We start from the raw sequence: 15,181 nt of genomic DNA on the forward strand, positions 1-15,181 counted from the left end.
CGAAAGAATCAAAAACGTTAACGCGTTGTAAAGAGAGAATTTATGGAAAATATTGCAATAGTCGGTATCGCGAATCTATTTCCCGGTTCAAGTCAGCCAGAGCAGTTTTGGCAGCAGTTGCTAGATAAAAAAGATAATAGAGAAGCAATTAGTGCGACTGAGTTAGGCGTTGATCCTGATAAATATTATGGCAAAAAAGGCGATACAGATAAATTCTATTGCCTCTCTGGCGGCTATATTCGTAATTTTGAATTTAATCCTGCTTCTTTTGCTGCGCAAGGATTAGAGGCTGATTACCTTAACCGTCTAGATAGTCTTAATCAGTGGAGCTTGTATGTGACTGAACAGGCGCTTAAAGAGGGAGGCTATTGGGGCAGTGAAAAATTGAATAAGTGTGGATTGATCCTCGGTAATCTTTCCTTTCCAACTATGTCATCTAATCATCTGTTTTTACCCTACTACCATCATATTGTAGAAGATGCGCTTAGACTGCTTACTGGCAAAACTTTTCAGTTAAATAATTTCACTGAAGCTGCTGATATTGATCCCGACTGTGGCTTGATTGCAGGTTATCCTTCTGCATTATTGGCAAAAGCGGCGGGGCTAGGCGGTAGCCATTTTTCACTGGATGCAGCGTGTGCATCTTCTTGTTACAGCATTAAACTGGCTTGTGATTATCTGTATACAGGTAAAGCCGATATGATGCTGGCGGGCGCGGTGTCAGCTGCGGATTCTCTGTTTGTTAATATGGGGTTCTCGATTTTCCAAGCTTGTCCTGCCAATAATAAACAAGCGCCTTTTGATCAGAACTCGCAAGGATTGTTTGCTGCCCAAGGTGCGGGAATGATGTTATTAAAGCGTCATAGTGATGCGCTGCGAGATGGAGATAAAATTCACGCCATTATTAAAGGTGGCGCGTTATCAAATGACGGTAAAGGCGAGTTTGTATTGAGTCCTAACAGTAAGGGACAACTGCTTGCCTATCAACTTGCTTACGACGATGCACAAGTGAGTCCTTGCGATGTAGATTATATTGAGTGTCATGCAACCGGTACGCCAAAGGGCGATCGCGTTGAGCTTAGTTCGATGGAAACCTTTTTTAGCCCCTACGGCAATAAGCCATTGATAGGCTCAGTGAAATCCAACTTAGGACATCTACTAACGGCTGCTGGAATGGCGGGTATGAGCAAAGCTATTTGCGCATTAAACACTCAAAAAATTCCAGCGACTATCGGTTTAGAAAAACCAATTCAAACCAAGATGGGCTATTTAAGTGCGGCACAAATGCCTACCGAAACAATAGATTGGCCTGCTAATAAGAACAAAATACCCACAGCGGGAGTCAGTGTGTTTGGTTTTGGTGGTAGTAATGCACACCTTATTCTACAGCCGGGTAATACGCCAATTAGCAACAATAGTGAGTCGGTTAAAGCTCGTCAGCCACTGGCCATTGTTGGTATGGATTGTTTAGTCGGCTCATGTCGAAACCTCAGTGAATTTAAAAATCTAATTGAAACAAAGCAAAATACTTTTTGTGAATTACCACAAGAACGTTGGAAAGGAATTGAGCAGGACCAATCGATTTTACAAAATTTAGCACTTAATAAAGCTCCTCGTGGTGGTTATGTGGAAAGCTTTGATATTGATTTTATGCGCTTTAAAGTACCACCTAACAACCAAGACAGACTTATACCACAACAGCTGCTAATGCTTAAAGTCGCTGATAATGCGATAAAAGATGCAGGGCTTTTAGAAGGGGCTAATGTAGCTGTACTGGTGGCAATGGGAATGGAGTTAGATCTTCATCAATATCGTGGACGGGTTAATTTAACCACGCAGATAACACAAACCCTTAATGAGCAAGGCATTGTCTTAACTGCACAACAGCAGGAAGAATTAACTGAGATTGCCAAGCAGAGCATTGCAGCTCCTGCGCAGCTTAATCAATATACTAGTTTTATTGGCAATATTATGGCGTCACGCATCGCTGCACTATGGGATTTTTCTGGTCCCGCTTTTACCGTTTCCAGTGAAGAGAATTCTGTTTATCGCAGCGTAGAAATTGCCGAAAATCTATTTCAAACATCAAAGATTGATGCCGTGCTTATAGCGAGTGTCGACTTAGCCGGATCGTTTGAAAACATAAGTTTACGCCAACACTATGGCGCCGTTTCAGAAGAGGCCACTCACCCTGATAATTTATTGGATGCAACGCACTGGTTAGTTGGGGAAGGCGCAGGCGCCTTTGTACTCAAAACAAAGGATCAAGCTGAGGCGGATAAAGTCTATGCCACTATCGATGCGCTTAGCTTTGCCAACGGTTGTGATATTGATGCGATAAAATTGGCGAGTGATAAGGCCTGTACATTAGCTGCAATTAATCCATCCGAGATCAGCGTTGTAGAAGCATTCGCTAGTGGTTTTGGTGACAATAACCAAGTGGAAAAACAAGCCTTCTCAAAGTTATATCCGCACAGTAAAATTGACAGTATTAAGCGTCAGGTCGGCCATTTATTCAATGCGTCAGGAATGGTTAGTATTATCAAATCTGCCTTATTACTCGATGCTTCTAAAGCAAATACGCACACAGCAATTAACGGTTTGGGACAAGATTTTAGTTGCGCACATTTGATTTTGTCATCAACTAAAACAGCGCATCAAAGCGCGAGTCAAGATGCGGCTAAACAGCCGTTTTCATTAATAAAATCAATTACCTTGGGCGGCCCGCAAATAAAATCGGCTATTTTAGCGCATAAAGAAAATCCACTTTTTAAAGAGATGCGACGACAAGTGACTGCTAAAGCATTACCGGCGGTGAAAAATCGAGTGGTACTGCCTTCCTTAAGCCGTGATAAACCTGTTAAATTATTAACGAATGACATTAAACAGACGGCCGCCATTATTGATCAGCACGCTTCTGGAGTTGATATGCACAGCAATGCACATTGCGATATTTTTCAGCAAAATAAAACCCATCAAGCATTTATCCGTGCACGTCAGGTCGCGGGGCAACAGATTGCAAAACTTATCCAGTTACAGGTTGAGTTGCTCACAAAAAGGTCAGTGCAACCTATTACTGAAATAAAATCTAAAGTGACAGCGACTGTTATCAATAACACAAAAAACAGTGAATATGATTATCCGCCATTACAGCTAGTGGAACGCTTTAATCAGCCTAAACAGGTTATTTATGATACGGCGGAGCTAGTCGAATTTGCAGAAGGTAAGATCAGTAATGTATTTGGTAGCGATTATCAGGTTATCGATAGTTACCGACGCCGTGTGCGTCTGCCAACCACAGATTATCTGCTTGTTTCGCGTGTTACAGCGCTTGATGCCGCGCTTAATGAATATCGAAAATCCTTGATGGTAACTGAATACGATATTCCACTTGATGCGCCATTTTTAATTGATGGTCAGATCCCTTGGTGTGTCTCAGTTGAATCGGGACAATGTGATTTAATGCTAATTTCTTATATTGGTATTGACCTGCAGAATCAAAGTGAGCGTGTTTACCGTCTACTTGATTGTGAATTAACCTTTCTTGAAGAGATGGCCTTTGGTGGTGAAACGCTGCGTTATGAAATCCATATCGATTCCTATGCCAAAAATGGCGAACAATTGCTATTTTTCTTCCACTATGACTGTTATGTCGGTGATAAAAAAGTGCTTATTATGCGTAATGGCTGTGCTGGTTTCTTTACGGATCAGGAATTAGCGGAAGGGAAAGGTGTGATCCATAACGATCACGACAGAGCACAGTTTAAAGAGGCTAAGAAATCTCACTTTGAACCGCTTATCTACAACTCTCGTCATCAATATGGTTATGCAGAGATGCTTAAGCTAGTTAATGGAGATATCAGTGGTTGCTTTGGTGATGAATATAAACAGCAAGGACGCAACCCGTCTTTAAAATTTTCATCCCAAAAGTTCTTGATGATTGAGCGCATTACCAAAATCGATCCTCAGGGGGGGCATTGGGGATTGGGCATATTAGAAGGACAGAAAGATCTCGCGCCAGAACATTGGTATTTTCCATGCCACTTCAAAGATGATCAAGTGATGGCGGGTTCCTTGATGAGCGAAGGTTGTGGACAGATGGCAATGTTCTATATGCTTTGGCTAGGAATGAATATTAATGTCGATAATGCGCGCTTCCAACCGATGCAAGGTGAGTCTCAAACTGTACGTTGTCGTGGACAAGTTTTACCACAGAGCAATACATTGACCTATCGTATGGAAGTGACCGAGATAGGCATGTTGCCGCGGCCTTTTATTAAAGCCAATATCGATATTTTATTAGATGGCAAAGTGGTCGTTGATTTCAAAAACTTATGTGTTGAGATTAAAGAACAAGATCAACACTCGCCTTATCCGGTTACCTTGCCAAATAATGTTATCTTGGCAAAAAAGGCCATCAGTGTATCAGTGGATTGTGCATTAACTGAGCTTGAAAAGCATGCAAATTCGATTGATCCTCTGACCATTCAGCAACTCTATGGTTTACAAACTATTGATGAACGCGGTGTATTGCCCTTTAAATACCCCGAACGGCCTCTTATGCGTGTCGAATCAGATTTAAATGCGGCGTGTACAAAAGGCGTTGTGCCGATTAAACACTTTAGTGCTCCGGCGCGAGTCGGACAAAACCGTGTACCTGATACTGTTCCCTTTACACCTTGGCACCTATTTGAATTTGCGACTGGGGATATATCTAAATGTTTCGGTCCTGATTTCGATGTCTATGCTGGACGCATTCCTCCGCGTACACCTTGTGGTGATTTGCAGTTGGTGACGCAAGTTATAGATGTGCAGGGCACACGCTTAGACTTTAAAAAGCCAGCCAGTTGTATAGCTGAATATGTTGTGCCAGAAGATGCTTGGTATTTTAGCAAAAACAGTCATCCGAACTGGATGCCTTATGCGCTGATTATGGAAATAGCTCTACAGCCAAATGGTTTTCTGTCGGGCTATATGGGGACAACATTAAAATATCCACAAAAAGATCTCTTCTTCCGTAACCTCGATGGTAGTGGTGAACTTTTAAAGCAGATTGATTTGCGTGGTAAAACGATTGTGAATAAATCAGTATTACTCAGTACAAGCATGGCAGGTGGCGCAATTATTCAGAGTTTTACCTTTGAGTTGCTGGTTGAGGGAGAAATATTTTATAAAGGTACCGCGGTCTTTGGTTATTTCAGCGCGGAATCATTAACCAATCAGCTTGGTATTGATAATGGTAAAATTAGTCAGGCCTGGTTTAAAGAAAATAATACCCCGGTTAGCGATATTGAACAGTTTGATCTTAAAGATAAACAACTGCCATTTTTTAAAGAACAGGCCGATAAGCCTTATTATCGTTTAACGGGTGGTCAGTTAAACTTTGTCGATAATGTTTCTATTGTTGAAGGCGGTGGTAGTGCTGAACTCGGCTATATCTACGGTGAACGTAATGTGGATGCGAGTGATTGGTTCTTCCGTTATCATTTTCATCAAGATCCCGTCATGCCCGGTTCATTGGGTGTGCAAGCCATTATTGAATTGTTACAAACTTATGCATTAAAAAATGACTTGGGTGCGCAATTCCGTAGTCCGCGTTTTATCTCGTCATTAACGCATCTTAATTGGAAATATCGTGGACAAATTAGCCCGCTCAATAAAAAAATGAGTTTAGATGTGCATATCACCGCGGTTATCCGTACTGATAATGAAGTGCGTTTAGTTGGAGATGCTAATCTATGTAAAGATGGACTGCGTATTTATCAAGTAAAAGATATTGTATTAAGCATCGTCGAAGCATAAGACGAATAGTAGATTAAAGCATAAGTTAGGAAAACAGATGTCAGTATTAAGTGTTAATCAGAAAAGCCCGATTAATTGGGGATGGAAAGTTGATTCAGCCAATATGGCGTGTGCTGAAACCGCTCTCAAAGAATCGCTGATGGCGATCAATCAGCCGCTTTATATCGCACAAAATGGTGACGAAATTGGTATCTCACAGCAACTTAGCAGTCCAGGAGAGCATCCGGTAATCGCATTTGCACCCGCTGTTAATGCTGATGATTTTGGTGATCCTGATTTTATTGCGCAGCATAACGTTAAATACGCTTATCACGGTGGCGCCATGGCTAATGGCATTGCATCCGTTGAGCTGGTGGTAGCATTGGGTAAAGCGGGGTTACTTTGTTCATTTGGTGCGGCAGGTTTAGTACCCGATGAGATAGAAGCTTCGATTAAACGCATTCAAGCAGAACTGCCCAATGGCCCATTTGCAGTGAATCTTATCCATGCGCCCAGTGAAGAAGCCTTAGAGTCTGGCGCCGTTGATATCTTTTTAAAACTGGGTGTAGATACCGTTGAAGCCTCTGCTTATTTAGGGCTTACCGAGCATATTGTTTATTATCGCTTAGCTGGCTTATCAGAAAATAGCGATGGTAGCGTGCATATTGGTAATAAAGTAATTGCTAAAATTTCGCGTAGTGAAGTTGCTAGTAAATTTATGTCTCCCGCGCCACAGAAGCTGGTGGATATACTATTAGCACACGGCAAAATAACCCCTTTACAGGCAAAACTATCGCAACAGGTGCCGATGGCAGATGATATTACCGCCGAGGCAGACTCTGGCGGACATACTGATAACCGTCCATTTTTAACCTTGCTGCCGACTATTATTACCCTGCGCGATCAGTTACAAGCTCAATATAACTATCCAACCGCGCTACGCGTGGGTGCGGGCGGTGGGATTGGTACGCCGCAAGCCGCATTGGCAGCGTTTAATATGGGCGCTGCTTATATTGTTTTAGGATCTGTCAATCAAGCCTGCGTGGAAGCAGGGGCGTCAGATCATACTCGCCAACTGCTTGCCAATGTAGAGATGGCCGATGTGACCATGGCGCCTGCCGCTGACATGTTTGAGATGGGGGTGAAATTGCAAGTAGTAAAACGTGGCTCTATGTTTGCAATGCGGGCCAATAAACTCTACGAGTTGTATAGCAAATATGATTCTATTGACGCAATTCCTCTTATCGAACGAGAAAGAATCGAGAAACAAATATTCCGTCAGAACTTAGATGATGTTTGGGCGACGACTATTTCCTTTTTCCATGAGCGTGATCCACAGATGTTGGCGCGCGCCAAAGATAACCCAAAACGTAAAATGGCACTGATATTTCGTTGGTACTTAGGGCTTTCTTCTCGTTGGTCAAATGTCGGCGAAAAAGGACGGGAAATGGATTATCAAATATGGGCCGGCCCAAGTTTAGGTGCATTTAACAGTTGGGTAAAAGGCAGTTATTTAGAAGATTACCAACAACGAAAAGCGGTTGATATTGCCTTACATCTACTAAAAGGCGCTGCTTATTTACAGCGTGTCAATCAGCTAAAACTACAAGGGGTGAAATTATCTACTCACCTGCAGAATTATCAGGTTGAATAAGTGATTGTTTAAGATTGATTCAAATAATAATATTTAGCCTCACTTTGTGGGGCTTTTTTGTTTTCCCGGCAAAGCTTGCAAACCCACTCGCTAGCAAGAAAGTGAGAGATAAAGGACGCTTTAGGAAATTAGAGGTACATGTATACCCATCCTACTTAAAGATGTAAAATGAAGGACTGAAAGTTATCATTGATTCTACTTGTTAAAGCATGTCCCATTTGGGGCAACGTATCGTCAAAAAAGGCATCAATGCTCTGTCGAAACTCCTTTGCAGTTGCGAAATATTTATTATTTCTGTAAGCGCTCTATAACCCCACCTATTAAAGCTTTTATTTAACTGCCACGATACCCTTTTTACTTACAGGATATCGTTATGCACATAAAACCTCTGACCAAAATACAACAAGGTTGGCTTGATCATATTAACCAAGCATCTGAGCAAAACTTATCAATGTCAGCCTATGCAAAGCAACATAACCTTGCATTGAAGTCTTTTTATAACGCACGCTCTGCGCTTATAAAAAAAGGAGTATTACCTGCAATAATAAATAATACGTTGATGCCAATAACAATCCCCCCCTTAGGTGCGGAACAACTCAGCTCTTCATGCAGAGTCACGCTATGTAATGGTGTGATTGTTGAGCTTGCAGACATAGATCTGGTTTCGTTATTCAAAAGTGTGAGCCAATTATGATCAGACCCGCTAATTCAATCGAAAAAATATACCTCTGTCGTGATCCTGTTGATTTCCGCAAAGCAATTAATGGGCTTTCAATGATCGTTGAAGAAGTCCTTTGTCTTGATCCATTTTCTTCGCAACTGTTTGTCTTCACTAATAAACGGCGCAATAAAATCAAGATACTCGTGTGGGATAAAACTGGCTTTATTTTATGGTTAAAGGCACTTGATAAAGCGCAATTTAAGTGGCCCAGAAAGCATCAAAATACAGTATTTACTGTCAATGGGCAGCAGTTAAATTGGTTACTTGATGGTATCGATATTTTTGCGATGAAACCCCATAAAACCTTACGTTACAGCACGGTTTTATAGTGTTTTATTAGACTGTTTTTGGTATAATATACGCCATGAAAAAGACAGGAAATCAACCATCAACCATCAACCATCAACCATCAACCATCAACCATCAACCATCAACCATCAACCATCAACCATCAACCATCAACCATCAACCATCAACCATCAACCATCAACCATCAACCATCAACCGATATGAAAACGCTTCAAGAATTACTGCTTGAGGCGCAATCTCTGCTGCAAGAAAAAGAGAAATTAATCTCAACGCAAGCCCTGTTAATCGCAGAAAAAGAAGCTCAAATCAGTACGCTGCTTGAGCAGTTAAAACTGGCTCGCCACCAAAGGTTTGCATCAAGTAGTGAAAAACAAAGCGCTCAGCAGGGAGAGTTATTTGATGAAGCAGAAAAAATTATCGCAGAAGAGCCGATTGAAGACGATGGCTTAATTGAAGATGAAAGCGAAACAGAAACAGAAACAAAGAAACCAACGAAAAAGAAGAAACGTGGTCGTGCACCATTACCAGCACACCTACCACGTGTAGAGATTGTCTACGATTTAGCTGAATCAGATAAAGTATGTCCACATGATGTTCAACCTTTACATCTAATTGGTGAAGACGTCTCTGAACAGTTAGAAATTATTCCTGCAAAAGTACGGGTTATTCGCCATATCCGCTTTAAATATAACTGCCGTTGTTGTGAACAAGGAATTCATCAAGCGGAAATGCCAAAGTAAGCCTTCCCTAAAAGCAATGCAACAGCCGGTGCGCTCGCATATATTGCAGTCAGTAAATACCAAGATGCTCTTCCGCTTTATCGCCTCGAAAATATATTTAAACGGGCGCAAGTACATATTCCTTGGAAAAAGTTCTGGACACCCAATGATTTTGATTAATGATAATTACCCTTATATCTTTTAGTGATGCGGTTTTGCATGTTGGGAGGTGGTTTGTTATGACTCAATCTCGTCAATCGCAAGTATCGCTATCGGATACCCCTTATTACCATTTTATTTCACGTTGCGTGCGTCGTGCTTATTTATGTGGTGAGGATAAATACACAGAAAAATCCTTAGAGCATCGCCGGCAGTGGGTGGTTGAACGAATGCATTATCTTGCTTCAGTATTTAATATCGATATTTGTGCCTATGCCATTATGTCGAATCATTACCATCTTGTGCTTCATATCGATGAATACGCTAACAACAAAATCAATCATAAAGAAGTCTGCGAGTGGTGGTGTCGGCTTTACTCAAAACCTGTTCTATTTTGTTCCTGACAAAATAGTGGGAAGGTCGCTTTATCTCAAGCGCTATTGGATGAAGACGTTTTGCTAACGTGTATGGCCTATGTTGACTTAAACCCTGTTCGCACCAAAATGAGTGATAGTGTCGAAACCTCTGAATATACCTCTTCTTATGATCGTATCCATGGTGTTGTCCAGCAACAGAAAAACCATTGGCATACCATTTTAATAAAAAACCCTTATTTGGTTTTGTGGGTGATGAACATGAAGGAAACCCGCAAGGCATACCATTCTCATTATTGGATTATCTCGGATTAGTTGACAGGAGTGAACGGATTATTCGAGATGGCAAACGCGGTGCTATTTCAATGCAACATCCTCAACTATTATCCAAACTCGGCTTAGATAGCGAGACGTGGATATCGCTCGCGAGTAGTTTTGGCAAAGAATATCAAGGCGCAGTTGGCTTTTTAGAGGCATTAGCAGAGTTTGCTAGTCATACCGGTAAGCACCAATATTTATAATGCATGAAAAACCAGTATTACTACCAAACTTTCTTTAAATTTAATTTTTATGATTCAAAATTAGATTATTTATACTATGGTTTCGTTATCAGGTTTAATAAGTGACTGTTTAATGTTGATGAAATAATAATATTTAGCCTCACTTTGTGGGGCTTTTAGTCCCTATTTCCGAACTGAGGTTATCTATAAATAAGTCGCTCAATGCACATATAAAAAGGGCATAAGTGCCATCTTTACTGATATTCGCAGGACTATTTCAATGTTTTGTTCGTGAATAGTTTGTTAAAATGATTTATATTATATAATATGGTGATTTTTAAGCTAGGATAGAGAGTGGTAACTGTCACTGCTCTTTTAATAAGGTTTTACGATGATATGCTTTTGGGGCAAAACATTTGCTACCTTTTTGGGGTTTATGCTTATTGATGGCAATCCATTTGCCATACTCTTGGGCATTTTCTTCGGACATATTTTTGATCGTGCCGTTGTTAATTATTTTAATGAAAATAGTGTGTTATGCATAAATACTTTAAGTCATCAGGAAAGGCAAGAATGCTTTTTTTATAGTACATTCTCGGTGATGGGACATATTGCTAAAACAAAAGATCAAGTAACACCAGCTGATATTCAGGTTGCAAATGTTTATCTTGATCAAATGCCGCTTCAGGGGCAGACCTCTATAGACTGTGAGTATAATTTGTTGAACGCCTTACAAACAGCAAAGCATCGTATGCAAGTTGTAAGCACTTTTGCCGTCGCGAATGATAGCTGTTTGTTAAATTCTCTGCAAACCACAAAGCACCGCATGCAGGCTCATAGTGCTTTTTCTGCCGGTAAGGATAAAGATTTTTCACTGCTGCAAACATTATCCGAATTTGTACACATGGCTGGCGAGGATAGGAATGTTCTGCAGATGTTTTTGGGTATCCAAATAAAGATGGCCTATACAGATGGACTGATTCATAGTGAGAAAAGAGAGACCTTATATAACATTGCTGAACACTTAGGTTTTTCATCTTTTGAATTAAATCGTTTATTGCGTATGATTGCAGGACAACATCATTTTCATCAAGAAAATCAACAAGAAGAAAGTGAAGATGACTCTTATAAAATCCTTGGTATTAAGAATAAAGCCTCGGATAAAGAAGTTAAACGTGCATATCGAAAACTGATGAGTCAATATCACCCTGATAAATTTGCATCAAAAGGTTTACCAAAAGAGATGATGCAGCTGACAAAAGAAAAAACCCAGTATATCCAACGTGCATATGAAACATTATGTAAATCGCAAGGTTTAAAATAGATGTCAATCAATCTCATATAGCATCAATGTAATATTGGTGGGGATAGTCCCTGAAGAGTAAGTCTTAACGCGCTATCGTTGTTGAGTCTTGCGCCCGAAGCGTAGAATGATAAAAATGGCAGCAAAACTCCTCAAAAAACAGTAATCACCAGAAAGCATTAGTGTTACTCCTGCATTACCATTAATAGGAAACTTAGGTGTCTGAAATTAAACAATTAAATAGTAAAATAGTATATCAAAACAAATGGATGACTATTCGAGAAGATAAAATTATTAGGCCTAGTGGGGCTGAAGGTATTTATAGCGTATTAGATAAGGTGGATTTTGTTGTCATTGTGCCTGTTCAGGACAATCATATTTATCTAGTTGAGCAATATCGATACCCTGTAAAAGGTCGATATTGGGAATTACCACAAGGTTCATTAGAAGGTGATCTCGAATCTCAATATGTAGATGCGGCAAAGAGAGAACTGCGTGAAGAAACTGGGTTAATATCTAGTAACATGGTGTATGTTGGATATCAATTCCTAGCTTGTGGCCATTCAAGCCAAGGGTATCACATTTATTTGGCTACAGATTTAGAGCAGGGGGCAAACGATTTAGATCCTGAAGAAGAAGATTTGCTGACAAAAAAAGTCACTATTGAAAAATTCGAAGAAATGTTACGCACTGAGGTAATAAAAGATGCGACCACATTAAATGCCTATAGCTTGGCTAAATTAAAAGGGTTGTTGTGAAACGCTGTTAAAGCACACCGATGGCTTAGGGTTAGTGCATCCGTGCTAACACAACAAGTTTACAAGAGGAAATCTAAGCGCGGGTGTTGATTGGTGCTTACATAAAAGTTAATCAATCGACCTAAGAGACTCTTTTATTTCGACTGTTTACGTGGGGATGTGTATTATTTGTAATCTAATCACAGGTTTTATCAGCTGAAAGAACACGACGTAATAACGCGCTAATAGTTTGGTAACGATGTGCTAAATTGCGGTTGCGTTTTTGTACTAAATATAAAGTTTCTTTCACTTTTTTTGCGGTTTCCCCAATATAAAGAGACTCTCTTTTGGGGAAGTTTTCTACGGCACTCTCGGGAAGCACTGTAAAGCCAAGCCCTTTAGCCACTGGCAATAATATTTGATTGAGCTGGTTAATGTAGCCAGATTTTGGGAGTTCATCTAAATTTAGGTTTGCTAATTCTTTTTCGCCGCATAAATCAAAATAAAGAGACAAATAATGCATTGCATCGGGATGATCGATTAAGCCACAGTTAAACAGTAATTCGGCGGTGATTTTTTTATTCTCATACTGCCTTGGCAACAGCAAACATAATGCTTCTTGTGCAATGATTTCACTTTGATAGAGGTTGCTATTTGGAAGGTGTGTGACAATGCCTAAGTCAACAGTACCCGATAACACATCATGCAAAATTTTCTTATTGGGTGCGGCTTCAAGATGAATATTTAAATCAGGATATTGCTGTTGTAACGACAATAGCTCAGGATACAGCAATAATGCCAAAGAACCTGAACAAGACAAAATACATTGGCCTGAATAGGGATTATCAAAACTTAATTTATCAATCAAACTCGCTTCATCTTTCGCTGTTTTTAGTGCGTATTCATAAACAATTTTACCCTGCTCAGTAATTTCAAAGCCTTTATTTTCTCGCTTAATAAGAGAATGATTACAGGCATCTTCTAACTTTTTTATATGCTGGCTCACACCTGGCTGGGTCATGTACAACTTTTCAGCCGTTTGCGTAAAGTGGCCAACGTCTATCAATGTTTTAAATGTATTCAACCAAACTGGATTAAGCATGGTAACGATCCTTTTGATAACATAAAATTATTACAATCATAATTAATGATAATTTATAGTATACATTAGATTGGCGTATATTTACCTCACAGAAGCAAAGTGCTCCTCTTACAATATTATGAACAGTTTTGGATTTGTAACTTCAGCTAATAAGGTGTGGTTGAAACCGTGCATGCAAATCTAAAATGGATCTGTGAATTAGATATTCTGAAAAACAACAGATTGAGCAATCTAACAAACTCATTCTCCAAGGAGATAGATAATGACAAACTTACTATTTAAACCGTTGCAAGTGGGTAATATCTCACTTAAAAACCGTATCGTAATGCCACCAATGACACGCTCCCGTGCATGTCAACCGGGCAATCTAGCCAATCCAATAATGGCAGAGTACTATACCCAGCGTGCGTCTGCGGGTCTTATTGTCACGGAAGGAACGCAGATATCAGCGTTGGGTCAAGGTTATGCTTGGACACCGGGTATTTATACCCCTGAGCAAATCACTAGCTGGAAGAAAATAACACAGGCTGTTCACGCAAAAGGCGGAGCCATATTTGCGCAACTTTGGCATGTTGGACGTGTCTCTCATCCTAAAAATACTGGTGGTGAACAACCCATCTCTTCATCTGCTATTAAAGCTGAAAATGTAAAAGTGTTTATTGATGATGGTTCCAAAGGGCCCGGGTTTGTAGATGTTGTAGCGCCACGAGCAATGACCCTATCCGACATAAAACAAGTCGTGGAAGAATATCGTCAGGCCGCTCTCAATGCCATTGAGGCTGGTTTTGATGGCATAGAATTACATGCTGCCAATGGTTATTTGATCAACCAATTTATTGATTCTGAAGCCAACAATCGTAGCGATCAATATGGTGGATCTATCGAAAATCGTTTACGTTTCTTGGGAGAGGTTGTTGCTGCCATGGTTGATGCGATAGGCGCTGAACGTGTAGGTGTGCGACTTGCACCGCTTACCTCTTTAAACGGCACGGTTGATGCAACGCCAGTTGAAACATATATAGCCGCTGCGGCATTACTAAATACGTATAATATTGTATATCTGCATATTGCAGAAGTGGATTGGGATGATGCACCGGATACGCCGCACGCATTCAAACAAGCATTGCGTGCAGCCTATCAGGGCATTCTGATTTATGCGGGTCGCTATAATGCCGAGAAAGCAGAACAGGCGATTAGTGATGGCCTAGCGGATATGATTGGTTTTGGCCGTCCATTCGTCGCTAATCCAGATCTACCCAATCGTATGAAAAATGGCTATCCACTAGCAATTCACGATGCCAATACACTGTTTGCTGGCGATGAAAAAGGGTTGACTGATTACCCTGAATATAAGGCCTAATTTATGCTAATGTTACCTTAAGATGCTGATATTTCATCTCGAAGTAACATTAGGTTAGAGACTAGGCAAATAAATAATCCGCTATAAAAGAATTATTTTACATGCTTATGTAGATGACTCAGGTTGTTTTTTGTAAAAAGATTAAAATGACTACCACGCACACTTCATGCGACTGCGAAACTGTGTTTCGGTTCGCATTCATTAACAGAGGCGCTACGCGCTACACAGAGAAAAAATTAACATATTAAAACTCAAGTTTCGGGATTCAAAACAAACAATAAAACCCAAATAACTCGATGATTTTAAAGAGGTTGATGTCTCATTGTGGTAAAATGCTTGTTAACTAGACAAAGGATAATACAACAAGAGACATCGAATGAATTCTGCCACAAAGACCTTGAACTTACCATCATTAACCGCTGACTTACTTAGCCAAACAAACCTTAAAATTGATAACACATT

The 15,181-nt window shown here is 40.3% G+C and carries 12 protein-coding genes and 1 pseudogene; 12 read left to right on the forward strand and 1 reads right to left on the reverse strand.

All coding sequences use genetic code 11. The features are described 5' to 3' along the window. Window positions 1-42: 42 nt before the first annotated feature. From KSO91_RS08150 to KSO91_RS08195, 11 genes and pseudogenes are all read left to right on the forward strand, one after another. Window positions 43-5,802, forward strand: a complete 5,760-nt coding sequence (locus tag KSO91_RS08150) for a hotdog fold thioesterase (RefSeq protein WP_238742459.1) — start codon at window positions 43-45, stop codon at window positions 5,800-5,802. A 37-nt stretch (window positions 5,803-5,839) separates the two neighbouring features. Beyond that, window positions 5,840-7,435, forward strand: a complete 1,596-nt coding sequence (locus tag KSO91_RS08155; RefSeq protein WP_238742460.1) for a PfaD family polyunsaturated fatty acid/polyketide biosynthesis protein — start codon at window positions 5,840-5,842, stop codon at window positions 7,433-7,435. A gap of 373 nt (window positions 7,436-7,808) precedes the next feature. Then, a complete protein-coding gene (tnpA, locus tag KSO91_RS08160; RefSeq protein WP_238742461.1) occupies window positions 7,809-8,129 on the forward strand; it encodes an IS66 family insertion sequence element accessory protein TnpA in 321 nt (106 codons plus the stop codon). Continuing rightward, window positions 8,126-8,485 carry an IS66 family insertion sequence element accessory protein TnpB gene (tnpB, locus tag KSO91_RS08165; RefSeq protein ID WP_238742462.1) on the forward strand — a complete coding sequence of 120 codons (360 nt, stop codon included), beginning with the start codon at window positions 8,126-8,128 and terminating at the stop codon, window positions 8,483-8,485. The genes tnpA and tnpB overlap by 4 nt, the downstream gene beginning before the upstream one ends. 35 nt (window positions 8,486-8,520) lie before the next feature. Next, window positions 8,521-8,694, forward strand: a complete 174-nt coding sequence (locus KSO91_RS08170) for a hypothetical protein (protein WP_238742463.1) — start codon at window positions 8,521-8,523, stop codon at window positions 8,692-8,694. Next, on the forward strand, window positions 8,666-9,205 hold the full coding sequence (locus tag KSO91_RS08175) for an IS66 family transposase zinc-finger binding domain-containing protein (protein WP_238742464.1): 540 nt from the start codon (window positions 8,666-8,668) through the stop codon (window positions 9,203-9,205). Before KSO91_RS08170 ends, KSO91_RS08175 begins: the two co-directional genes overlap by 29 nt. A 21-nt stretch (window positions 9,206-9,226) precedes the next feature. After that, window positions 9,227-9,364: pseudogene (locus KSO91_RS17880) on the forward strand (IS66 family transposase); the annotation flags it as partial. A gap of 59 nt (window positions 9,365-9,423) precedes the next feature. Continuing rightward, on the forward strand, window positions 9,424-9,747 hold the full coding sequence (locus KSO91_RS08180; protein WP_238742465.1) for a transposase: 324 nt from the start codon (window positions 9,424-9,426) through the stop codon (window positions 9,745-9,747). Between the two features lie 179 nt (window positions 9,748-9,926). Beyond that, a complete protein-coding gene (locus tag KSO91_RS08185) occupies window positions 9,927-10,238 on the forward strand; it encodes a hypothetical protein (protein ID WP_238742466.1) in 312 nt (103 codons plus the stop codon). A 370-nt stretch (window positions 10,239-10,608) separates the two neighbouring features. After that, window positions 10,609-11,541, forward strand: a complete 933-nt coding sequence (gene djlA, locus KSO91_RS08190; protein WP_238742467.1) for a co-chaperone DjlA — start codon at window positions 10,609-10,611, stop codon at window positions 11,539-11,541. A 197-nt stretch (window positions 11,542-11,738) separates the two neighbouring features. After that, window positions 11,739-12,278, forward strand: coding sequence for an NUDIX domain-containing protein (locus KSO91_RS08195; protein WP_238742468.1), 540 nt, complete (start codon window positions 11,739-11,741; stop codon window positions 12,276-12,278). A 175-nt stretch (window positions 12,279-12,453) separates the two neighbouring features. On the opposite strand, the gene KSO91_RS08200 is transcribed toward KSO91_RS08195, so the two are convergent. Next, entirely contained in the window at window positions 12,454-13,359 is a 906-nt protein-coding gene (locus tag KSO91_RS08200) for a LysR family transcriptional regulator (RefSeq protein WP_238742469.1), read from the reverse strand. 262 nt (window positions 13,360-13,621) lie between these two features. Between KSO91_RS08200 and KSO91_RS08205 the strand changes: the two genes are divergently transcribed. Continuing rightward, window positions 13,622-14,719, forward strand: coding sequence for an alkene reductase (locus KSO91_RS08205; RefSeq protein WP_238742470.1), 1,098 nt, complete (start codon window positions 13,622-13,624; stop codon window positions 14,717-14,719). Window positions 14,720-15,181 lie beyond the last annotated feature (462 nt).

Origin of the sequence: Psychromonas antarctica, assembly GCF_022267535.1 — a bacterium.
GTDB lineage: Bacteria > Pseudomonadota > Gammaproteobacteria > Enterobacterales > Psychromonadaceae > Psychromonas > Psychromonas antarctica.